We start from the raw sequence: 21,960 nt of genomic DNA on the forward strand, positions 1-21,960 counted from the left end.
GGGGCCCGTTCAATCAGCGCAGTTTTTCCAGCATCTGGTAGTACCACATGCCGGCCGCCAGCATCGGATTCCCCAGCAGATCCCCCATCGGCACCCGAATGTGCGAGCACGCGGCAAACGTGTCGAACTGCTGCATCTGCCCGGTGATCGCCCGGCTCATGATTTCACCCATGATGTGGGTCGTGGCGATGCCGTGGCCGGAGTAGCCCTGGCAATACCAGACGTTGTCCGAAAGCTTGCCCAGTTGCGGGATGCGGTTGATGACGATGCCCATCGCGCAGCTCCACTGGTAGTCGATCTTCACCCCTTTGAGCGCCGGGAAGGTCTGTTCGATGCACGGCCGCAGTTCGCCGGCGATGTCCCGTGAGTCCTTGCCGCTGTAGTTGGCGCCGCCGCCAAACAGCAGGCGGCCGTCAGCGGTTAGGCGGTAGTAATCGAGGACAAAGCGGCAGTCATAAACGGCGAGGTCTTCAGGGTTGATCTGCTTTGCCAGATTCCCCAGCGGTTCGGTGGTGACGATGCCGCCCATGGCCGGGAAGATCTTGCCCTTGAGCTGGCCCGGCTCGAGCTTGTGGTAGACGTCGCCGGCCAGCAGCACCTGATTGGCGTCGATCCGGCCGTGGGCGGTGCGCACGCCCGGGCTGTCGCCGTGAATGATCTCCAGCACTTCGCTGTTTTCGAAGATCAGTGCGCCGAGGCTTTCCGCTGCCCGCGCCTCGCCGATGCACAGATTGAGCGGGTGCAGGTGCATGTTGCGAGTGTTCTTGATTGCGCCGTGATAGAGCTCGCTTTGCAGCAGGTCGCGCACCTGGCTGCGGTCGAGCAGGCTGACCTCGTCGCCCATGCCGCGACGCACGGCTTCGTCGTAATCACTGCGCAAACCGGCCATGTGGCTCGGCTTGTACGCCGCGTGCAAGTGGCCGTGCTTGAGGTCGCAATCGATCCCGTATTTCTCGACCCGTTGCTGGATGATTTCGTGCCCACGCCAGCGCAGGTGCCAGATGAAATCGTCGACCTCATCGCCCAGTGTGTTGCGCATCTGTTTGCGCATCGCGCCGTCGCCGGACAGGCTGCCGGTGACCTGGCCGCCGTTGCGCCCGGTGGCGCCCCAGCCGATTTTGTGGCTTTCGACGATGGCGACTTTCAGGCCTTTTTCGGCCAGTTCGACGGCCGTGGCGACGCCAGTGAAACCGCCGCCGATGATCACCACATCGACCTTGTGCCGGCCTTGCAGCGTCGGGTAGTCGGTGTCGCGGTTGAGGGTCGCGGTGTAGTAGGAATTGCTGCGTTCAGTCATGTCGGTATCCAAGGCAAAAAGAGGAAAAGAGGATCAGGCTTCGGTCAGGTACCAGCGCCAGTCCTGCTCACCCACTTCGGCCATGAACTGCCGGTATTCCGCACGCTTCACTGCCAGATACACCCCAAGAAATTCCTGTCCCAGCGCATCCCGCGCCCACACCGATTGTTCCAGCGCCGTGAGCGACGTCAGCCAGTCGGTCGGCAGCAATTCTTTCGCCTGCGCATAGCCATTGCCTTGCACCGGTTCACCCGGATCGATGTCTTCTTTTATCCCGCGATGAATACCGGCAAGGATTGCTGCCGCCGCCAGATACGGGTTGGCATCCGCGCCGCAGATGCGGTGTTCGATGTGCCGGGTGTTGGCCGGGCCGCCGGGCACGCGCAGGCTGACGGTGCGGTTGTCGACGCCCCAGGTCGGCGCCAGTGGCGCGTAGCTGTTGGCCTGAAAGCGGCGGTAGGAGTTGGCGTTCGGGCAGAACAGCAGCAGCGAATCAAGCAACGAGGCGAGCATCCCGCCAATCGCCGTGCGCAGCAGCGGGGTGCCGGCCGGGTCTTCGGAGGCAAACAGATTGCGCCCCTCGGCATCGGCGAGGCTGACGTGCATGTGCATGCCGGTGCCGGCCAGGTGATCGAACGGCTTGGCCATGAACGTCGCCTGCATCCCGTGCTTGTGCGCCACGGCTTTGACCAGCCGTTTGTAGCGCACCGCCTGATCCATCGCCTCCAGTGCATCGCCGTGTTCGAGGGTGATTTCCACCTGAGCCGGTGCGTATTCCGAGATCGCCGTGCGCGCCGGAATGCCGTGCAGCTTGCAGGCGCTGTAGAGGTCGGCGAGGAACGGTTCGATCTGCTCCAGCTCACGCAAACCGTAGACCTGCGTGTGCCTCGGTCGACCGCCGTCGGCATCCAGCGCCGGTTGCGGACGACCGTTGTGATCGCGTTTGGCGTCGAGCAGATAGAACTCCAGCTCGCAGGCCATCACCGGGTGGTAACCCTCGGCTTTCAAGCGTTCGATCACCTTGATCAACAGGTGACGCGGGTCGGCGATGCTCGCCGGCATGCCTTGTTCCGGGTGCATGCTGACCTGCACCGCCGCAGTCGGAATCTGCCGCCACGGCAGGCGCACCAGACTGCCTTCCAGCGGGTAGGCGCGGCAGTCGATGTCGCCGACGTCCCACACCAGACCGGAGTTTTCCACATCTTCGCCGTGCACGGTCAGGCCGAGGATGGTGCTCGGCAGCGGGCGACCGCTTTCGTACACGGCGAGCAGCTCTTCGCGGTGCAACAGCTTGCCGCGTGGCACGCCGTTGGCGTCGAGGATGAACAGCTCGATCATGTCGATGTCGGGGTTTTGATCGAGAAAATGACGGGCGTCTTCAATGGCTGCGAATTTCATAATCAATCACTCACGATGGCGCCGCACAGGCGCGCAGATTCGGGCCGGACGCAGCTCGGCAATAGGCGCGGGCGTCCTGGCAGGGATATCGAAAAAAGAGGGGAGACTGTCGCGGTTTTTAACGGCGCGATCAGACGGGCAGGCAGATATCCGGCGGGCGTGCGGAGTGACGCAGCTTGGAACGGCTCAGGGCCATGGGGAGATTGACGATGCGATTCATGCGCGGCCCCTGTGAAGGAGGGCGCACAGTGCAGAGACGTTCAACGATTCTGATTGTTGTAGTGACGTGCTCATGACGCGTGTTTCCGTTGGCGGAAAACGTCGGCGGCGGGAGTGTCCCGCCATGCCGGTGTGGCTGGATAGTAAGGGGGAACTCGCGGATAAGTAAACGCCTGATTCCGAAGGGCGTGGCGAGCCACCGATTCAGCGCAACAGGTGAAACCCCAGCCCGACGAGGGCGCAAACGATCAACACCTCGATCACCCCGCGCTTGAAAACAAACAGTGCGAGGGTTGCCGCCAGTGCGAGCAACAGCGCAAAAAAGTCAGGTTGCCCGGCAAACCCCTGGGGCCAGAACACGTGGTAAGCAAAGAAGCACGCCAGATTGAGGATCACCCCGACCACGGCTGCGGTAATCGCCGTCAGCGATGCGGTGAACTTCAGTTCGTTGTGAGTCGACTCCACCAACGGCCCACCAGCGAGGATGAACAGGAACGAAGGCAGGAAGGTAAACCAGGTCACCAGCGTCGCCGCCAGCGCACCGGCGGCGAACGCATGTTCCGGGCCGAACGTCGGTTGCACGTAAGCCCCGACGAACCCGACGAATGCCACGACCATGATCAGCGGCCCCGGCGTGGTTTCGCCCAGGGCCAGGCCGTCGATCATCTGTGTCGGCGTCAGCCAGCCGTAATGCCCGACCGCGCCTTGATACACATAGGGCAGCACGGCGTAGGCGCCGCCGAAGGTGAGCAGCGCCGCTTTGGTGAAGAACCAGCCCATCTGCGTGAAGGTGCCGTCCCAGCCGAACAACGCGGTCAGCAACGCCATTGGCAGACACCACAGCAACGCACCAACCAGCATCAGACGCAGCAGTCGTGGCAGGCTGAATCGCACATGTTCGGGCGGTGGCGTGTCGTCATCGATCAGCGCCGGGCCGAAGGACTTTTCGCTGCCACGATGACCGCCATTGTTGAACCGCTGCGGCGCCCAGCGTCCGCCGAAATACCCGATCAATGCCGCGCCGAGCACGATCAGCGGAAACGGCACGTTGAAGGCGAAAATCGCCACGAACGCTGCCCCGGCAATCGCCCACAGCCAGCTGTTCCTCAAGGCCCGCGAGCCGATGCGATGAGCCGCGTGCAACACAATCGCGGTCACCGCCGGTTTGATCCCGTAAAACACCCCGGCCACCACCGGCACGTCGCCAAGCGCAATATAAATCCAGGAAAGGGCAATCAGGATCAGCAGCGACGGCAGCACAAACAGCGCCCCGGCCAGCACGCCGCCGCCCGTGCGGTGCAGCAGCCAGCCGATGTAGGTCGCCAGTTGCTGGGCCTCGGGGCCGGGGAGCAACATGCAGTAGTTGAAGGCATGCAGAAAGCGTCGTTCTGAGATCCAGCGCCGGCGCTCCACCAGTTCCTGATGCATGATCGCGATCTGCCCGGCGGGGCCGCCGAAGCCGATGCAGCCGAGTTTGAGCCAGAAGGGCCAGGCCTGGCGCAGGCTGACAGGCTGGGGGCGGGGCAAATCCTCGGGGGGCGTTGTGCTCAAGTGCGGCTCCACGTTCCAATCGGCGGGAGCTGCTATCTAATCAGGCTTTTGTTGCAGCCGACAGTGCCCCGTCAGGCATGCGCCAGACTCCAGCGAAACGCCGCATTCTGATCACTCTCCCGCGCCTCAACCCAATGCGAACCCTCAGGCGTGGACTCACGCTTCCAAAACGGGGCGCGCGTCTTCAGCACGTCCATGATGAACGCACAGGCTTCAAACGCCGCGTGCCGGTGTTTGCTGCTGACGCCGACAAACACGATCGGCTCGGTCACTGACAATGCGCCGACCCGATGCACAATCTCCACCGCCAGCAACGGCCAGCGCTCGCGGGCCTGTTCAGCTATCTGTTCCAAAGCCTTCTCGGTCATGCCCGGATAGTGCTCCAGAAACAGCTCGGTCACCGACTGCCCGACGTTCAGATCCCGCACATAACCAATGAAATTCACCACCGCGCCCACCCGTGGATTGCGCGCATGCAAATCCGCAATCAACTGACCGGCATCGAAGCTTTTACGCTGGACTCGAACACCCATGATTCAACCCCCCGTGACCGGTGGGAAAAATGCGATCTCGTCGAAATCTTCGATGACCTGATCCGGCTGGCACAACTCCTGATTCACCGCGCACATCAGGTTGCCGGCGCCGAGCACTTCACGCCACACATCGCCACGCTGCATCAGCATCTGCCGCACGTCCTCGACACAGGCGAGGGCGCTGCTGGCCGGAATCTTTTCACCGCCCAGATTGAGCCGGTCACGGTAGCTGGCGAAGTAGTTGATCAGAATCATTGCTGGTTCTCCCATTGAAAGTGGCCCGAGCGGCCGCCCTGTTTGCTCAGCAGGCGGATGTCGCCGATGACCATCGCCCGGTCCACCGCTTTGCACATGTCATAGATCGTCAGCGCGGCGACGCTGGCGGCGGTCAGGGCTTCGAGTTCGACCCCGGTCTGGCCGGTGAGGCGGCAGGTGCTGGTGATCTGTACGCGGTCCGGTTCGCAGGCCTTGAGTTCGACGTGGATCGAGCTGAGTAGCAGCGCATGACACAGTGGAATCAACTCGTGGGTGCGCTTGGCCGCCTGAATCCCGGCAATCCGCGCCACGGCGAAGACATCGCCCTTGGGGTGGCCGTTGGACTGAATCATTTGCAGGGTTTCAGGACGCATCTGCACCCAGGCCTGGGCGGTGGCTTCGCGGCGCGTCGCGGCTTTGTCGCTGACGTCGACCATGTTGGCGCGGCCCTGATCGTCGAGGTGGGTGAGGGTGTCGCTCATGGGGTTTGCTCCTGGATCGGGCTGTAGATTCGGGGGGCGTTGCGGTGCGGGACGTGGATCAGGTTCAAGCGGTGCTTGAGCGCCCAACGCACGGTCAATGCAGTGGGTGCGGACAGGCTGACGAGGGTGCCAAGGCGGGCGCGCACCGCTTTGTGGATCAGTTCGAGGCTGCAACGGCTGGTGACCACGACGAAGCCCTGACGCGCATCGAGGTTTTCGAATTGCAGGGCGCCGATCAGCTTGTCGAGGGCGTTGTGGCGGCCGATGTCTTCGCGGCACAGCAGCGCTTCACCGTCGGCGTCGAAGTACAGCGCCGCGTGCAGGGCGCCGCTGCTGCGGGCCAGTTGCTGGGCCTGTTCGATGCGTTGGCGGATACCGTCGAAATGCGCGGCCGGTGGCAACCGCGTCGGGGTCAGGATCTCCAGTTGCGGCAGCGCCTGCTCCAGGGCTTCCACACCGCAGAGGCCACAACCGCTGGTGCCCGCCATCTGCCGGCGATGATCTTTCAGGGCCCAGAACGCACGGCTGGAAATCTGCACGTCGGCCTGGCAAGCCTGGTCGAAATGGGTCAGGCGGATGTCGTGGATATCGTCGAGGCTGTCGACGATGGCGTTGCTCAGACTGAAGCCGCGAATGAAGTCTTCGATGTTGCCTGGCGAGACCATCATCACGGCCTGGTTCAGGCCGTTGTAACTGATGGCCAGTGCGATTTCGGCCGCCAGCGCCGCGTGGGATACAGGCGCGTCGTCAAGGTATTCGCGATAAGCCACTGACGCAGGTTGTGGCGCGGGGGCGTTGGCGTCGCCCGGTTCGATGAGTTGTTCAACTTGGCACAGCATCTTGAAAGTCCCCGAAGCGCTGAAGTGAGTTCAGGCTACGGGGCAGCGAAAAGTGCGTCCAATCGCTTGTTCCGATGCAGTGATTGGATTGGTCGATCACTCAAGGCGAAGTTGAAAGCGTTGCACCGAAGTGCAACGTTTCAGGCTGCTTGAGGGGGGGTTAAACGGCAGGCGCCTCGATCCCGAACATCTTGCGCGCCTCGGCAAAACACTTCTCGGCAATCGCCGAGCGCGGTTCGGTCTTGCGCATCACCAGGCCCAGCGGCGCGAGTACGCTCGCATCCGGCAGGTTGATGAAGGCCAGGTGTTCGATCGGCTCTTGCAGACCGCTGTCCAGCGGCATGATCGAGCAGCAGAAACCCTGGTGAATCGCCTGCAACAGTTGATAGGTCGAGTCGCTTTCCATGATCGGCTGCGGGTTGAGGCCGCGACTGCGGAAACTCAGGTCGATGGATTTGCGGTAATGCATGCCGGTGGTAATCATCCCCAGCGGCAGTTCGGCGGCGTCTTCCCAGCTCATTTCCGGGCCTTCGAAATGGAAATGGCGGGTGTCGTAGAGCAGGCCGACGCGGGTTTCGCCGATCTCGAAGAAATCGAAGTAGTTCGGGTTGACGTGATCCAGATAACACACGCCCAGGTCCAGCTGATTGTTGCCCAGGCCTTCGATGATCTCGTTGGAACTCAGCGACGACAGGCTGTATTTCAGCTCCGGATAGATCGCGGACAAACCCTGAATGTAATTGACCGGATTGAAGTTGCTCAGCGGCACCAGCCCCAGGCGCAGACTGCCGACCAGTTGCCCCCGGCAGGCAGCGGCTTCGGCGAACAACCCGTCGTGGGCGGCCAGCAGCGTGCGGGCCCAGGCCAGTACGCGTTCGCCGGCCTGGGTGAAACCTTCGAAGCGCTGGCCGCGATTGACCAGCACCAGATCCAGCTCGTCTTCCAGATTACGCAGGCGCATCGACAGGGTCGGCTGGGTGATGTGGCAACGCGCGGCGGCCTGGCCGAAGTGACGGGTTTCGTCCAGCGCGATCAGGAACTTGAGTTGTTTGATGTCCACGATGGCACCTGCTCGATTGAGAATTTTGATTGAGTATTGACGCAGATGCGTACGGCGCACGGAAAGCGCAGGGGGTGACGATCCCATTGATCGCGTTTTACGTCCAATCGGAAGCGTTTAAGAGGCTATCGAGGGTTTCGATGATGGCCGGTTTCATTGGCGCGAACGGTAGTCGACATGCGTAGAAAAATGACCGATAGAGCGGGTCGATAATGCGGTTGGTTAGAGTGATTAGACAGTCTTGATAAGTGGCACTTAGGCTCTGGCCCAATTGAATTGGCGAATGCCGGAGAGTGCCATGAGTGTTAAAACGGATGCCTTGTTTGTTCCCTTGAATATTGCCGTGCTGACGGTCAGCGATACCCGCGATTACGCCAGCGATACCTCCGGCCAGTTGTTGGTCAGCCGTCTGCTCGAAGCCGGCCACACGTTGAGCGAACGCAACCTGCTCAAGGACGACCTGTACAAGATCCGCGCCCAGGTTGCGCAGTGGATTGCCGACGACGGCATTCAAGTGGTGCTGATCACTGGTGGCACTGGATTCACCGGCCGCGACAGCACCCCGGAAGCGGTGGCGTGCCTGCTGGACAAACAGATCGACGGTTTCGGCGAACTGTTCCGCGCCATCTCGATTCTCGACATCGGCACCTCCACCGTCCAAAGCCGCGCGCTGGCGGGCCTGTCCAACGGCACGCTGGTCTGTTGCCTGCCGGGCTCTACCGGCGCGTGCCGCACGGCGTGGGAAGGCATCCTCGCCGAGCAACTGGATAACCGTCACCGCCCGTGTAACTTCGTCCCGCACCTCAAACCGGTGCAAGCCTGCGGGCCACGCGGATGAGCAAGGCCGCACTGATGCCGGTCGAGGAAGCCCTCGATCAATTGCTGGCGATGGCCAACGAGCAACGTCTGCCGGACAGCGAGTCGGTGCCGCTCAATGAGGCACGCGGACGAGTGCTGGCCAGCGATCTGGTCGCCACCCTCGACCTGCCGCCATGGCCGAACAGCGCCATGGACGGCTACGCCTTGAACCTCGCCGATCTGCACCGCCAGCCGCTGAGCGTGTCGCAACGGGTCTATGCGGGGCTGGCGCCGGACGCCTTGCTGCCCGGCACCTGCGCGCGAATCTTCACTGGCGCACCATTGCCGCCGGGCGCCAATTGCGTGGAGATGCAGGAAAACGTCGAAGTGCTGGAGGACGGCCGAGTACGTTTTCTGCAACCGCTGAAGGTCGGCCAGAACATCCGTGCCCAGGGCCAGGAGAACCGCGTCGGCGACACTCTGCTGCGCGCCGGCAAACGCCTTGGTCCGTTCGAACTGGCGGTCGCCGCAGGGCAGGGCATGACCCATTTGCCGTTGGTGCGTCGTCCGCGCGTGGCATTGCTGTCGACCGGTGATGAGCTGGTGGAACCGGGCCAGCCGTTGCGTCCCGGCAGCATCTACAACAGCAATCGCACCTTGCTTGACCATTGGTTGCGCGAACTGGGTTGCGAGGTGATCGACGCCGGGATTCTTCCGGATCGCCCGGCGCAGACCCGGCTCAAGCTTGAGCAGCTGCAAGTGGCAGCCGATCTGATTCTGACCACGGGCGGCGTGTCTGCCGGCGATGCCGACTGCCTCGGCCAGGTGCTGCGCGACAACGGCAAACCGCTGTTGTGGAAACTCGCGATCAAACCCGGCAAACCGTTGACGGTTGGCCATTTCGGCACGGTGCCGGTGATCGGTCTACCAGGCAATCCGACCTCGGCGCTGGTGACGTTCGGCCTGTTGGCGCGCCCGTACCTGCTGCGCATTCAAGGCGTGGAAGAGGTGATGCCGCTGAGCTTTACCGTCAACGCGGGGTTCGACTGGCCGAAACCCGGCAGCCGCCGCGAGTACCTGCGGGTGCGTCTGGAAGGCGGGCAGGCGGCGCTGTATCCGAACCAGAGTTCCGGCGTATTGCTCGGCGCCACCTGGGCAGACGGGCTGGTGGAGATTCCGGAGAACAGCACCTTGCAGCTCGGTGATCCGCTGCGCTTCATTCCGTTCAGCGAGCTGTTCTGACCGCGATCAGAAGCTGTAGGCCACCTGTCCGACGACGGAGGTCTGCATCCGGCGCTCGACAATCGGGCTGTCCGCTGCTTCGTTGCCCAGATACTGCACCGCCAGGACTGTCGACACACTCCATTGTTCGTCCAGTGGCAACGACCAGGTCAGATCCGCCCCGCGACTGACCAGACCACCCCGGGCCTTGTACGCCCGGAATTGACTGCGTGAGGCCTGGGCATCGCTGACACCGTACCAGGTGCGCATGTAGTTGCTGTCACCGAACTGGCTGTTGAGGCCGCCGACCAGCTTGCCGAACCGCCCTTCGTAGAACGGCGCGCTGATGCTCAGCTTGAGGCGGTTCCAGGCCGAACCGGTGTCGTGGTCATCGTCATCCTTTTCCAGCGCATGTTCGAAGCTCGCGCCGAGAATGATCGGGCCCATGTGATACGTCCCGTCGAGCCCGATCACCGGGCGCGATTTGATCGAGCCCATGCCGTTGAGCTCATCCGAGCCTTTGAATCCGGTCTTGCGATCCTTGCGCACGTCGCTGGCACCGACGTAGACGCTGAGCCCGAAATCCTCTTCGTCGAATCCCCAGCCGAGGCCCTTGTTGCTGTCGAGAAAAATCCCGTAGGGACTGACGATCTCGAGACCTACCAGTGGCGCTGTCACGCGCTCATCGCTGCCGCTGTAGCGCGGCGCACTGGCCGCGCCGGCACGCAAGGTGGTTTTCCATTCGTCGGCACGCAGAGAATCGCTCGCAAGCAACAGGCAAAGAGAGGTCAGGGAAAACGAAAGGGTACGTAACGAAACCGGCATGGGGCACCTGATAGGGATTTGGATGCGCCCATGCTAGTGAGGTGCCGTCCGGCAATCTTTGGCAGCTTTGTCGAGAAACTGTCAAAGACTGTGAAGGCGGCTATCGGCTCAACCCCAGCCGTTCGTGCCATTGCGCGATGGATTCTTCGGGGTAGACCTCGAATTGTTGATCCTTCGCGCTCGCCTGCACTTCGACCCACGGGGCTTTCGAGCCGAGCATCAGGTGGGTGTGTTCCGGCGGCACCGGTAGCGGCGTGTCGATGGCCGAGGCGAACGGGTGGATCAGCTCCGGCCACTCCGGGCTGAACAGCCACAGACCGCTGCCACACAACGAGCAGAAGTGCCGTTCGGCGGTGCTGCGGTGGGCGCGTGTATCGCCTTCGTCTTTCATTTTCGCGTGGTAGATCGTGATGTGTTTGCGCCCGCGCACCTTGAAGCTGGCCGCGTCGCCGCCGAGGTTGATCGCATAGCCGCCACCGCCCTGGGTCTTGCGGCAGATCGAGCAGTAGCAGCGTTGATAAGGGTAGGGGTGGGCACTGGTGAGCGTGAATGAAACCGCGCCGCAGTGGCAGGAGCCTTCGAGGTGCATGGTGGCCTCCGGTGGGGCTGTGTCGATGCGGTTCAGCCTAGAAGAGATGTCGCGCCTGTGCCGCCGCTATGGACGCCCGCGCAAAGCCCGGTCAGCATGGCGCAAAAAATCGGGATCAAAACCCATGCGCCGACTACCTTCTCTGGCTGCATTGCGAACCTTCGAATGCGCCGCCCGCCACGCGCATTTCGGCCGGGCCGCAGCAGAGCTGTGCGTCACCGACAGTGCCGTCAGCCATCAGATCCGCCAGCTCGAAGAGCAACTGGGCGTGTCGCTGTTCATCCGCGAGGGCCGGCAGATTCGCCCGACCATCGCCGCCGGGCGCCTGATGCAGAGCCTGCAGCAAGCCTTCGAACTGATCGGCGATGCCTGCGACGAGTTGCGCGATCCGTCCTCGCTCGCCGTTCTGCGGCTGGCAGTCACGGCAGAACTCGCGCAGAAGTGGCTGATGAACCGTCTCACCGATTTCTACGCGCGTTATCCGCACATCACCTTGCACCTCTACGAACAGCCGATCGAGGCCACCGCACCCGGCGAAGATATCGATCTGGCAATCACTTACGGCACCGGCCCGGTGGACAGCAGCGCGTATTTCGTCCGCCCGTTGCCGGCGTTGCAGTTTTTCCCGGTGTGCAGCCCCGGCCTGTTCAACCAGGGCAACCTGAAAACCCCGAAGGACCTGGCCCGGCATTGCCTGCTGCACGACGATCAGGACGGCAAGACCTGGACCGCGTGGCTGACCAGCCATGCTGGCGACCTGCGCCCGGAGCGTCAGTTGTATTTCGCCCACGCCGGCCTGGCGCTGGAAGCAGCGGCGCAAGGGCAGGGCGTGGCGATGGGCGACAACCTCACGGCGCAGGAGGATTTGCAGAGCGGGCGTCTGGTGCGACCGTTCACCTCCAGCATGACCGCGCTGGGCCAGTACGCACTGGTCTGCGAGCGAGTGCGGCTGGAGCGTCCGGCGGTGGCGCAGATGCTGGAATGGTTCAACGATCAACTGGCGGATTGATGAGTTGAATTCAACTGTTCCGAAATAATCATCGTTGGCGGCGCGACGGCCCGCGACCGTAGCCTGAGGTCATTCCCATCCCGATGACGAGGTTTGACCATGGCACGTTTGCTCGACACCACCCCGAAACAGGACGGCTTCCGTCTGCCCGGCGAATTCGAAGCCAAGTCCGGTTGCTGGCTCGGCTGGCCGGAGCGCACCGACGTCTGGCGCAACGGTGCCAAGCCTGCGCAGAAAGTCTGGGTGCAGATCGTCACCGCGATCTCCCACAGCGAACCGGTGACGGTCTGCGCTTCGGCGGCTCAGTTCGCCACCGCTCGCCGCCAGTTGCCGCCGCAAGTGCGCGTGGTGGAAATGACCTGCAACGACACCTGGTTCCGCGACAGCGGCCCGTGCTTTGTGGTCAATGATCAGAGCGGTGAAGTGCGTGGCGTCGATTTTGAATTCAACGCCTACGGCGGCCTCGATGGCGGCCTCTACTACCCGTGGGACAAGGACGATCAGATCGCCAGCAAGATCCTCGAAATCGAACGTTTCGACCGTTATCGCGCGCCATTGATTGCCGAACTCGGCGGCATTCAGAGTGACGGCCAGGGCAGCATCCTCACCACCGAGCAATGCCTGCTCAACCGCAATCGCAACCAGCATCTGGGCAAGGACGAAGTCACCCGCCGACTCACCGATTACCTCGGCGCCGAGCAAGTGATCTGGCTGCCGCGCGGTTGCAAGTTCGACGAAACCGACGGCCATGTCGACGACCTCGCGTGCTTCGTGCGCCCCGGCGAAGTGGTGCTGCAATGGACCGACAACCGTGACGATCCGCAATGGGAAATCTATCAGGAGGCCTACGACATCCTGCGCAGCACCCGCGACAGCCGTGGCCGCGAGCTGATCGTGCACAAGCTTCCGCAACCGGACGTGCTGGAGTGGACCGCCGAAGAAGCCGAAGGCCTCGATCAGCAGGACAGCACCCACACCCGTCAGGCCGGCACCAAGATCTGTGCGTCGTACATCAACTACTACGCCGGCAACAGCTCGATCGTGGTGCCGTTGTTCGGTGATCGCAACGATCAGGTGGCGCTGGCGACCCTCGCCGAACTGTTCCCGCAGCACAAGATCGTCGGCATCGAAAACTCCCGGGAAATCCTGCTCGGTGGCGGCAACGTCGCGTGCATCACCATGCCGCAATACGCCGGCCAGAAAAAAGGAGCCTGACCTTGGGCCTGCACAAACTGAGTAAAGCGTTATTGCTGGTGCTTGCACCCCTGTGTGTGCAGGCCGCCGAAACGGCGAAACCGGTGGTCAACCTGTACATCTGGGGCGAGTACCTGGCCCCGGATACCCTGAAGAATTTCGAGGCGAAAACCGGAATTCGGGTGGTCGCCGATCACTTCGACTCGCTGGAAACCGTCGAGACCAAATTGCTCACCGGCCGCAGCGGCTACGACCTGGTACTGACCGCCGGCCAGCACCTGTCGCGGGCCATCGAGAGCGGCGCGATCCAGACTTTGAACAAGCAGCAGCTCCCGCACTTTGCCGGGGTCGGCGACGAGTTCCGTCAGCACATGGCGGTGTTCGATCCGGGCAACCGCTACGCCGGGATTTACGCCTGGGGCACCACCGGCGTCGGCTATCAGGAGGAAGCCGTGAAGCAGCGCTTGCCGGAGGCGCCACGGGACAGTTGGGCGATGCTGTTCGATCCGGCGGTGGTGTCGAAATTCGCCGATTGCGGGGTGAGCCTGCTCAACGATCCGAACGAAGTGTTCGCGGCGGTCATGAAGTACATGGGCCTGGACATCAACCGTCAGAGCCTCGACGACCTGAAACTCGCCGAACAGCAACTGGCGAAGATCCGTCCGTACATCCGCTACTTCGACAACGACCTGAACATCAGCGACCTGGCCAACGGCAACACCTGCGTGGCGATGTCGTGGAACGGCAACGTCGCCATCGCAGCGGGCCAGGCCGAAGCGGCCCACAAGCCGTTCAAGTTGAATTACCGGATTCCGAAAGAGGGCACGCTGATCTGGTTCGATGCCATGGTCATTCCCAAGGATGCACCGCACCCCGAGGCCGGATTGGCATTGATGGATTACCTGATGACGCCTGAGGTGATCGCGCCGATCACTGACACCATTCACTACGCCAATGCGATTACGGCGGCGGACGGGTTGATTGATCCTGCGATTCGTAATGATCCGGGGACTTATCCGCCGGAGGCGGTGAGGGCTTCGTTGTATAGCAAGAATGATAATGGCAAGGCGTTCAACCGGGCGTTGGTGAGGGCGTTCAGTCGGTTGAAATCGGGCCTTTGAAAGCCGCCCTCACTTACGGTGAGGGCGCTTTTGGCACCCGCCACAAATACCAAGCCGCCACCGTCCGAAACGGGCTCCAAGCCAACCCGATCTCGATCATCTGCTTGCGCGTCGGCTGCACCTCCAACCCCTTCAACCGCCGATACCCCTCGCGCACACCAAAGTCATCCGCCGGCAAAATATCGGGTCGCTCCAGGCTATAGATCAGCAACATTTCGACGGTCCATCGGCCAACCCCGCGCAAACTGACCAAACGCTCGATCAGCGCCTCATCCTCCATCGCCAGCGCGGTCGAGTAATCCGGCACCACGCCATCCAGGGCTGCCTGGGCAATCCCCTGAATCGTCGCAATCTTGCCCGCCGAAAAACCGCAACCGCGCAACCGATCGAAGTCCGTCATCAGAATCTGCTCCGGACGCGGAAACGATTGCCCGGGAAACAACCCCACCAACCGCCCGACAATCGCGTCGCCCGCCTTGGCGTGCAGTTGCTGATAGGCAATCGCCCGCACCAGCGATTCATAGGGATCACGCGCCGGATGCGGCTGATGCAGGCAAGGGCCGACCGCAGCGATGTGGCGCTGCCAGTCGGCGTCGAGGCTGGCCAGAAACTCGCTGGCCGGTTGGTAGGGATCGAGCATGGCTTACTTCAGCAGACCGTTGACTTCGCCATAGGTGAAGGCCTTTAGGTCGTGGGTATCGAGCTTGCCGCTGGCGAGGAAACTTTTCACCAGTGAGCCCATCGCGCCATACATGAATTCGGCGATGCCGGAGCCGGCGCTCAGGCGGCGTACACCGAGGGTTTTCAACTCATCGGGCGAGGGCAGGCCGGCGAAGCCCAGGACGTTGACCGGCAACGTCGTGCCTTTGCAGATGGCTTCGATTTCATAGGCGGAAGTTGCCCCGGCGGCGAACAGGCCATCGGCCCCGGCTGCCTGATACAGCGCCGCGCGGTGCAGGGTTTCGGCGACGCGATCCTCGGCCGGCACCAGACTTTTGAGGTAAACGTCGGTGCGGGCATTGATAAACAGTTTCACATCGCGCTTGTCGGCGACTTGCCGCGCGACTTCGATCTTGCGCGCCAGCAGTTCCGGCGTGCCGTTGCCGTCTTCGATGTTGATCCCGACCGCGCCTGCTGCGACAACCGCATCGATCACTTCGGCGACCCGATCGAGGTCATCGGAATAACCGGCCTCGATGTCCACGCTCAACGGTACCTTGATGACCCGGGCAATTGATTCCACGGTGCTGATCAAACGCTCCAGCGGCAGGGTGTTGCCGTCCGGATAACCGTGGGCCCAGGCCACCGCGGCGCTGCTGGTGGCGACCGCTTTGCCGCCGAGTTGCTCGACCAGCCGCGCGCCCGTGGCGTCGGCAACGTTGGTCAGGATCAGCAGGCCATCGTGGTGCAACTGGTGAAACTGTGTGTCGAGCGCGTTCATCGAGATCCCTTCTTGTCGGTTTGTCAGAAAGCCAACGGTTGCGTCAGCTGCACGGCTGCGTTTTCCAGCCTGAGCAAAAACGCCTTGCGCGGTTGCCCACCACCATAGCCGGTCAGCGAGCCGTCCGCACCGATCACCCGATGGCAAGGCACCACGATCGACAGCCGATTGTGCCCGTTGGCCAGACCCACGGCGCGACTGGCGCCGGGTTTGCCCAGACGTGCGGCGATGCTGCCGTACGTGCTGGTGTGGCCGTAGGGGATTTGCCGCAGTTCGCTCCAGACCTGCCGGGCAAACTCGCTGCCCGGCAGGTGCAACGGCACGCTGAACTCGCTCAGCTTGCCGGCGAAATACAGCGCCAGCTCGTTTTCGATCAGTTGCAAATGGGCGTTGTGTCCCGGCGCGACCACGTAGCCGTATCGGTTTTGCAATTCTTCGACTTCCCGGGTCAGCGCCGGGCGGTCGAGAAATTCCAGCAGTACCAGCCCGCGTCGCTCGGCCATGGCGATCATCGGCCCCAGCGGCGTGGTCAGCCGGGTGAACAGTAGCGGCTCGCTGGTTGCTGCGCGCCCCGGCGTGATGTGGAACGACTTCTGAAATGCATCGCGAAAACCGCTGAGGGATTCATAACCGGAGTCGAACGCCGCATGGTCGATGGAGGTGCCTTGCTTGATCCCGCCCAACGCCATGCCGAGCCGACGGGTGCGCAGCCACGCATGAAAGGTCATGCCGAAATGCTGCTTGAACCAGCGCCGCAGCTTCAGCGGTTCGTTGCCCTCGGCGAGCAATTGCGCATCGCTCCAGCGTAGCTCCGGATCGGCGTCGACGGCTTTCAATAGCCGTTGCACCCAGTCCGGCGCGATGGCTGCGGCGTCCAGCGGTTTGCAGCGCAGGCAGGCGCGGTAACCGGCGGACAGGCAGTCGTCAGCGTGGGCAAAGAACTCGACGTTTTCCGGTTTCGGCTTGCGCGCCGTGCAGGTCGGGCGGCAAAAGATCCCGGTGGTTTTCACGGCCGTGAAGAACACGCCTTCATAGGCAGTGTCGCTTGCGAGCATGGCGCGAACCATTTCGGCGTGAGGGGGCAGGGCAGCGGTCTGTATGTTCATGGGCCGAGGATAAAACCAGTTATTCGATGGCTCCACCGAAAAATCGACAGTGAATTTTCGGGCCGCTGCACTACAGTGATCGGGTCGCTACAACTCGGGAAATGAAGGTATGCCACCGTTCACGATTCACCACATCGATCACATCGTGCTGCGCGTTGCCGATCTGCAACGCAGCATTGATTTCTACGACCGGGTCTTCGGTGCCGAAGTGGTCAAGCGCAACGAAAAGTTCGGTCTGGTGCACTTGCGCGCCGGCACGTCGATGATCGACCTGGTCGACCTCGACGGCGAAATCGGCCGCAAGGGCGGCGCGGCTGCCGGCAGCGAGCGGCGCAATGTCGATCATTTCTGCCTGCGCATCGAGCCGTTCGATGAAGAGGCATTGGTCAGCCATTTGCAATCCTGCGGCCTGACCGTCGACAAGGCCGCCACCCGTTTCGGCGCCGAGGGCAATGGCCTGTCGCTGTACTGCTTCGATCCGGACGGCAATCAGGTCGAGCTCAAAGGCCCGTCCGAAGCTTAGGCCCGTTTGGCCATCAACAACACCGAAGCCGCCGCCGACAACAGCCCTGCGCAGCAACGGTTGAAAATCCGTTTGCCGCGCGGCTCGGCGAACCAGCGGCGCATATGCAGCCCCATGTAGGCGTAGGCGCTGATGGCGATCCATTCCAGCAGCAGGAACAGCGCGCCCAGCAGCATGAATTGCGGGGTGATGGCGCGGGCCGGGTCGACGAATTGCGGCAGGAAGGCGGTGAAGATCAGGATTGCCTTGGGGTTGCCTGCGGCCACCAGAAATTCCTGACGAGCCAGCGCCAGCAGCCCACTTGCCGGCGCAGTAACGGCGTCTTCTGCGGCAGGATTGGCCCGCCACAGCTGCCACGCCAGATACAACAGATACCCCGCGCCGACAATCTTGATCCCGTAGAACAGCAACTCGGACGTTTGCAGCACCACCGCCAGCCCCGCCGCCGCGAGAGCGATCATCCCGGCAAACGCCAGCAACCGACCGACACCCGCCACGCAGGCGCGACGATAGCCGTAACGGGTGGCGTTGCTGACCGACAGCAGGTTGTTCGGGCCGGGTGCCATGTTCAAGGCGAAACAGGCGGGCAGAAACAGGGAAAGGGTGGCGAGATCCATGACGCGGGCTCCGGTGGCGGGACGGCTATTTTTATCATGTTGATGGCGGGCCGGAACCGTACAGTCAGGCTGCGGAGTCGCGGTACAGCGATTTTCGGGAGTGAATCCGTTCGAACTTTCTTCCGCCCCGTCAACTCTGAAACCTTCACAGGGTGATGAATCCGCCAGAAAAACCATCTGCCGGGTCAGAAAGGACAATTGCCGTGTAAGCTTTCGCGCCATGCTTTTCCATCCCCACATGGCCCCAGGCGGCCCACTGTACGAGCGACTACATGCAAGCAAAGGCCCGCGAGGTTCATGTACCACCGGTATTGCAGGACCTGCGCGCCGGCACGGCCGAACTGCACATTGCACTGGAAAAACGCCTTCCTTTCTTCTCCGACACTCTTGATCTGCACGCTTTCGAGCGATTGATGCGCGCCTATTACGGCTTTTATCAGCCACTGGAAAATGCATTGCAGGACAGCGGCGAGATCCCTGCCGATTTCGATCTGATTTCACGCCTCAAGGCGCCGACCCTGCAACGCGACCTGCAAGCGTTGGGCGCAAACGACGAGGACTTTTCGATCTGCCGCCAGTTGCCCGTCATCGACTCTGCCGCCGCGTGCCTGGGCGTGCTGTACGTGCTGGAAGGCGCAACTCTCGGCGGGCAGATCCTGCGCCGGGAAATCGCCACACGTCTGAGCCTGGGCGCGGACAACGGCGCGGCGTTTCTGGACATCTACGGCGCTGCCACCGGCCGGCGCTGGCGCGATTTCATCGAATACCTGGGCAGTCGCTCGATGGACGCCGACGAGCGCGAAGCCGTCGTGGCGGCCGCCCACACCACATTCAGCTGTTTCGAGCGCTGGCTCGAAAGCCAGGAGGTTCTGGTATGACCCCGCAAGACAAAGAAGCCTTTGAAGAGTTGCTGGCCAACTGCGCCGACGAGCCGATCCGTTTTCCCGGCGCGATCCAGCCTCACGGGTTGCTGCTGACCCTGAGCGAGCCGGACCTTTCGATCATTCAGATCAGCGCCAACGTCGAGACGTTGCTCGCCCGTCCGGCGCAAGAGCTGATCGGCCAGCCACTGCAAAGCCTGATCGGCGATGCCCACGCCGCCCAGGTTCGCGAGGCCTTGCAGCAGCCGACCTTGTCCGATGCGCCGCCGCTGCACTTTCGACTCAACGGCACCGCGTTCGAAGGATTGCTGCACCGGCATCAGGATGTGCTGATTCTGGAGCTGGAAATCCACGTCGAAAACTTCCAGCCGCGCAACGTCGCCGGCACTGAAACCCACCTCGGGCGGATGCTCGCGCGCCTGCAAAAGGCCCAGAGCCTGCAGGCGCTGTACGACATCAGCGTCAAGGAAATCCAGGCCATGACCGGTTACGACCGGGTGCTGATCTATCGCTTCGAAGAGGAGGGCCACGGTCAGGTCATCGCCGAAGCGTCCGATCCGTCGATGGAAGTCTTCAACGGCTTGTTCTTCCCTGCATCTGATATCCCCGAGCAGGCCCGCGAGCTGTACCGCACCAACTGGCTGCGGATCATCCCCAATGCCGACTACCAACCGGTGCCGCTGGTGCCCAAGTTGCGCCCTGACACTCAGACCCCGCTGGATCTGAGCTTCGCCACACTGCGCAGTGTGTCGCCGATCCACTGCCAGTACATGAAGAATATGGGCGTGCTGTCCTCGATGAGCATTTCCCTGCTCAAGGGCGACCGGCTCTGGGGTCTGATCAGTTGCGGCAACCGTCAGCCGCTGCACGTACCCCATGAGTTGCGCACGGCCTGCCAGACCATCGGCCAGGTGCTGTCGCTACAGATCAGCGCGATGGAAGCGCTGGAAGTCAGCCGTCAGCGCGAAGAAAAGGTCGATGCGCTGGCGTTGCTCAATCAAGCGATGATCGATTCGCCGCAGAACGTCTTCGATGGCCTGGCCAACCAGCCACAAGTCCTGATGGCGCTGGCCAATGCCGGCGGTATTGCGATCATCGAAGACAAGCAATTGCACCGTTACGGCAACTGCCCGGAGCCGGAAGCGATTCGCGCATTGCACAAATGGTTGCAAGAGCGCGGCGAGCCGGTGTTTGCCAGTCATCACCTGGCCAGCGTCTATCCGCCGGCCGCGCATTATCAGCAGGTCGCCAGCGGCGTGCTCGCCATGAGCCTGCCCAAACCGGTGGACAACGGCGTGCTGTGGTTCCGCCCCGAAGTCAAAGAGAACATCAACTGGAGCGGCGACCCGCGCAAGCCGCTGGACCTGGAAAACTCCGACGCCGGCCTGCGCCTGCGGCCGCGTACTTCGTTCGAAATCTGGAAGGTCGAGATGGCCGGGATTTCCAGCAAGTGGAGCCACGGTGATCTGTTTGCCGCCAATGATCTGCGCCGCTCGGCGCTGGAAAACGATCTGGCCCGCCAAGTGCGCCGCGAGCAGGAAGCGGTGCGCGCCCGCGACGAGCTGGTGGCGGTGGTGTCCCACGATCTGCGCAACCCGATGACCGTCATTTCGATGCTGTGCGGCATGATGCAAAAGGCTTTCAGCTCAGACGGGCCGCACACCTCGCGGCGTATCTCGACCGCCATCGACACCATGCAGCAAGCCGCCGGGCGCATGAACACGCTGCTGGAAGACTTGCTCGACACCTCGAAAATCGACGCCGGGCGCTACACCATCGCGCCGCAGAAACTCGATGTCGCGCAGATGTTTGAAGAGGCGCAATCACTGCTCGCGCCGCTGGCGCTGGACAAGGACATCAGCATCTCGTTCGAGGCGGATCCCGATCTGCGCATCCATGCCGACCCCGAGCGACTGTTCCAGGTGCTGTCGAATCTGGTCGGCAACGCGATCAAATTCACTCCGCGCCTGGGCACGGTAGGCGTGCATGCCAGATCTGTCGGCGATGAAATCGTCTTCACCGTGCGTGATAGCGGCGAAGGCATTCCCAAGGATCACTTGCCGCACGTTTTCGACCGCTACTGGACGGTGAAGGAAGGCAATCCGACCGGCACCGGACTGGGCTTGTACATCACGCAAGGCATCGTCGAGGCCCATGGCGGGCGGATCGTTGCCGAGAGTGAGCCGGGGCAGGGCAGCGAATTCCGCTTCACCGTGCCACGTCTGGACTGAATACCGGCTCGCGTCGGGTGGCCTGCAGCAGGGCCACCCACTCGGCGGCGAATCGATGGCAATCGCCGGGCCAGCGCGCCGTCAGCAATTGGCCGTCGCGCACCACAAATCCCGCGTGGGGTGACTGCGCGCAATCTCGCTTGGCGATGAGTGGGCCGCGTATGAAATCGGCTTTGCTGGCCAGTGCGGTTTTCACTTCTGCCTCGACCGTCTGTTTGTAGGTGCGGTAGTAGCGCCCCAGCCAGAACGAGGTCATCAGCCACGCCGGTAGCTCCATGGTTGCCGCGAGCAACGCGGTGACCTTGCGCCCGAACAACACCGAGCGCCCGGTGTCGGGATCGAGCGTCCGGGCCAGCAACAACACGCCATGACACACCGCTGCCACGGGTTTTTCAGCCTTGAAAAATTGCAGGGCGATCTGCTGGGCCTGCGTGGACTCCAACAGCGTGCGCATCCCTTTGGCATGACCGCCGGGAATCAATAAACCGTCGAACCGGGTCGTGTCGACATCGGCATACGCCAGTGGCTGGCGAAACGCTTCGGATTCGATCATCTGCGTGTAACTGTCGAGGTCGGCCTTGCGCGTCATCAGCATCGAACTCAACAGGCCGAAACCGATGTCCACCAGTCGTGAGTCGGCGTGGGCGGGCAAGCCTTGCGGCGTGGCAAAACGTACCTCGATGCCCGCGTTGCGCAATGCCTGCCAGGGCACGCTGCTTTCGGTGGGGTCGTAATCGGCGGAGGGCAGCAGAATCAAAATCATCGAGGGC

At 62.5% G+C, this 21,960-nt stretch carries 23 protein-coding genes; 8 read left to right on the top strand and 15 right to left on the bottom strand.

Going from position 1 to position 21,960, the window contains the following annotated elements; genetic code table 11:
* Positions 1 to 13 precede the first annotated feature (13 nt).
* The 8 genes from AC07VV_RS00730 to AC07VV_RS00765 all read right to left on the bottom strand — a co-directional run bounded on the left by AC07VV_RS00730 (position 14) and on the right by AC07VV_RS00765 (position 7,634).
* Positions 14 to 1,297 carry an NAD(P)/FAD-dependent oxidoreductase gene (locus tag AC07VV_RS00730; protein ID WP_495034844.1) on the bottom strand — a complete coding sequence of 428 codons (1,284 nt, stop codon included), beginning with the start codon at positions 1,295 to 1,297 and terminating at the stop codon, positions 14 to 16.
* Between the two features lie 33 nt (positions 1,298 to 1,330).
* Positions 1,331 to 2,695 carry a glutamine synthetase family protein gene (locus tag AC07VV_RS00735; protein ID WP_495034845.1) on the bottom strand — a complete coding sequence of 455 codons (1,365 nt, stop codon included), beginning with the start codon at positions 2,693 to 2,695 and terminating at the stop codon, positions 1,331 to 1,333.
* Between the two features lie 423 nt (positions 2,696 to 3,118).
* On the bottom strand, positions 3,119 to 4,465 hold the full coding sequence (gene chrA, locus AC07VV_RS00740; RefSeq protein ID WP_495034846.1) for a chromate efflux transporter: 1,347 nt from the start codon (positions 4,463 to 4,465) through the stop codon (positions 3,119 to 3,121).
* A 71-nt stretch (positions 4,466 to 4,536) separates the two neighbouring features.
* A complete protein-coding gene (moaE, locus tag AC07VV_RS00745) occupies positions 4,537 to 4,998 on the bottom strand; it encodes a molybdopterin synthase catalytic subunit MoaE (RefSeq protein WP_495034847.1) in 462 nt (153 codons plus the stop codon).
* 3 nt (positions 4,999 to 5,001) lie between these two features.
* A complete protein-coding gene (locus AC07VV_RS00750) occupies positions 5,002 to 5,253 on the bottom strand; it encodes a MoaD/ThiS family protein (RefSeq protein WP_249490237.1) in 252 nt (83 codons plus the stop codon).
* The gene (moaC, locus tag AC07VV_RS00755; protein ID WP_495034848.1) at positions 5,250 to 5,735 is read right to left on the bottom strand and encodes a cyclic pyranopterin monophosphate synthase MoaC; all 486 of its coding nucleotides are present in this window, start codon (positions 5,733 to 5,735) and stop codon (positions 5,250 to 5,252) included. Before moaC ends, AC07VV_RS00750 begins: the two co-directional genes overlap by 4 nt.
* A complete protein-coding gene (fdhD, locus tag AC07VV_RS00760) occupies positions 5,732 to 6,574 on the bottom strand; it encodes a formate dehydrogenase accessory sulfurtransferase FdhD (protein WP_495034849.1) in 843 nt (280 codons plus the stop codon). The genes moaC and fdhD overlap by 4 nt, the downstream gene beginning before the upstream one ends.
* Before the next feature lie 160 nt (positions 6,575 to 6,734).
* Positions 6,735 to 7,634, bottom strand: coding sequence for a LysR family transcriptional regulator (locus AC07VV_RS00765; RefSeq protein ID WP_096820498.1), 900 nt, complete (start codon positions 7,632 to 7,634; stop codon positions 6,735 to 6,737).
* 298 nt (positions 7,635 to 7,932) lie between these two features.
* On the opposite strand from AC07VV_RS00765, the gene moaB reads away from it, so the two are divergent.
* Both moaB and AC07VV_RS00775 read left to right on the top strand, forming a co-directional pair.
* The gene (gene moaB / locus AC07VV_RS00770) at positions 7,933 to 8,472 is read left to right on the top strand and encodes a molybdenum cofactor biosynthesis protein B (protein WP_495034850.1); all 540 of its coding nucleotides are present in this window, start codon (positions 7,933 to 7,935) and stop codon (positions 8,470 to 8,472) included.
* Positions 8,469 to 9,674: a molybdopterin molybdotransferase MoeA gene (locus tag AC07VV_RS00775; protein WP_495034851.1), complete on the top strand. Its 1,206-nt coding sequence runs from the start codon at positions 8,469 to 8,471 to the stop codon at positions 9,672 to 9,674. Before moaB ends, AC07VV_RS00775 begins: the two co-directional genes overlap by 4 nt.
* A gap of 6 nt (positions 9,675 to 9,680) precedes the next feature.
* Here the strand turns inward: AC07VV_RS00775 and AC07VV_RS00780 are convergent, their stop codons facing one another.
* Complete coding sequence (locus AC07VV_RS00780; protein ID WP_495034852.1) at positions 9,681 to 10,478, bottom strand: MipA/OmpV family protein; 798 nt, start codon at positions 10,476 to 10,478, stop codon at positions 9,681 to 9,683.
* A gap of 100 nt (positions 10,479 to 10,578) precedes the next feature.
* Complete coding sequence (locus AC07VV_RS00785) at positions 10,579 to 11,067, bottom strand: GFA family protein (protein ID WP_495034853.1); 489 nt, start codon at positions 11,065 to 11,067, stop codon at positions 10,579 to 10,581.
* A 124-nt stretch (positions 11,068 to 11,191) separates the two neighbouring features.
* Here AC07VV_RS00785 and AC07VV_RS00790 point away from each other — a divergent pair, with 124 nt between their 5' ends.
* From AC07VV_RS00790 to AC07VV_RS00800, 3 genes are all read left to right on the top strand, one after another.
* Complete coding sequence (locus AC07VV_RS00790) at positions 11,192 to 12,076, top strand: LysR substrate-binding domain-containing protein (RefSeq protein ID WP_495034854.1); 885 nt, start codon at positions 11,192 to 11,194, stop codon at positions 12,074 to 12,076.
* Between the two features lie 99 nt (positions 12,077 to 12,175).
* Entirely contained in the window at positions 12,176 to 13,291 is a 1,116-nt protein-coding gene (gene aguA, locus AC07VV_RS00795; RefSeq protein ID WP_273537208.1) for an agmatine deiminase, read from the top strand.
* 2 nt (positions 13,292 to 13,293) lie between these two features.
* The gene (locus AC07VV_RS00800) at positions 13,294 to 14,391 is read left to right on the top strand and encodes an extracellular solute-binding protein (protein WP_495034855.1); all 1,098 of its coding nucleotides are present in this window, start codon (positions 13,294 to 13,296) and stop codon (positions 14,389 to 14,391) included.
* A gap of 13 nt (positions 14,392 to 14,404) precedes the next feature.
* Here the strand turns inward: AC07VV_RS00800 and AC07VV_RS00805 are convergent, their stop codons facing one another.
* From AC07VV_RS00805 to AC07VV_RS00815, 3 genes are read right to left on the bottom strand one after another with little or no spacing between them, the layout of a single operon-like run.
* The gene (locus AC07VV_RS00805; RefSeq protein WP_495034856.1) at positions 14,405 to 15,031 is read right to left on the bottom strand and encodes a DNA-3-methyladenine glycosylase family protein; all 627 of its coding nucleotides are present in this window, start codon (positions 15,029 to 15,031) and stop codon (positions 14,405 to 14,407) included.
* A gap of 3 nt (positions 15,032 to 15,034) precedes the next feature.
* Positions 15,035 to 15,832: an isocitrate lyase/PEP mutase family protein gene (locus AC07VV_RS00810; RefSeq protein WP_495034857.1), complete on the bottom strand. Its 798-nt coding sequence runs from the start codon at positions 15,830 to 15,832 to the stop codon at positions 15,035 to 15,037.
* Positions 15,833 to 15,855: 23 nt separating this feature from the next.
* The gene (locus AC07VV_RS00815; RefSeq protein WP_495034858.1) at positions 15,856 to 16,938 is read right to left on the bottom strand and encodes a bifunctional transcriptional activator/DNA repair enzyme AdaA; all 1,083 of its coding nucleotides are present in this window, start codon (positions 16,936 to 16,938) and stop codon (positions 15,856 to 15,858) included.
* 109 nt (positions 16,939 to 17,047) lie between these two features.
* Here AC07VV_RS00815 and AC07VV_RS00820 point away from each other — a divergent pair, with 109 nt between their 5' ends.
* On the top strand, positions 17,048 to 17,461 hold the full coding sequence (locus tag AC07VV_RS00820; protein WP_493091688.1) for a VOC family protein: 414 nt from the start codon (positions 17,048 to 17,050) through the stop codon (positions 17,459 to 17,461).
* Here the strand turns inward: AC07VV_RS00820 and AC07VV_RS00825 are convergent.
* Positions 17,458 to 18,078: a LysE family translocator gene (locus tag AC07VV_RS00825; protein WP_495034859.1), complete on the bottom strand. Its 621-nt coding sequence runs from the start codon at positions 18,076 to 18,078 to the stop codon at positions 17,458 to 17,460. The genes AC07VV_RS00820 and AC07VV_RS00825 overlap by 4 nt on opposite strands.
* Before the next feature lie 272 nt (positions 18,079 to 18,350).
* On the opposite strand from AC07VV_RS00825, the gene AC07VV_RS00830 reads away from it, so the two are divergent.
* On the top strand, positions 18,351 to 18,956 hold the full coding sequence (locus AC07VV_RS00830) for a biliverdin-producing heme oxygenase (protein WP_495034860.1): 606 nt from the start codon (positions 18,351 to 18,353) through the stop codon (positions 18,954 to 18,956).
* Positions 18,953 to 21,190, top strand: coding sequence for an ATP-binding protein (locus AC07VV_RS00835; protein WP_495034861.1), 2,238 nt, complete (start codon positions 18,953 to 18,955; stop codon positions 21,188 to 21,190). The genes AC07VV_RS00830 and AC07VV_RS00835 overlap by 4 nt, the downstream gene beginning before the upstream one ends.
* Here AC07VV_RS00835 and AC07VV_RS00840 read toward each other — a convergent pair.
* Positions 21,168 to 21,953 (bottom strand): type 1 glutamine amidotransferase domain-containing protein, encoded by a 786-nt coding sequence (locus AC07VV_RS00840; RefSeq protein WP_495034862.1) that lies wholly within the window; start codon positions 21,951 to 21,953, stop codon positions 21,168 to 21,170. The genes AC07VV_RS00835 and AC07VV_RS00840 overlap by 23 nt on opposite strands.
* Between the last annotated feature and the right edge of the window lie 7 nt (positions 21,954 to 21,960).

This window comes from Pseudomonas sp. GW821-FHT02C04, from assembly GCF_059421845.1.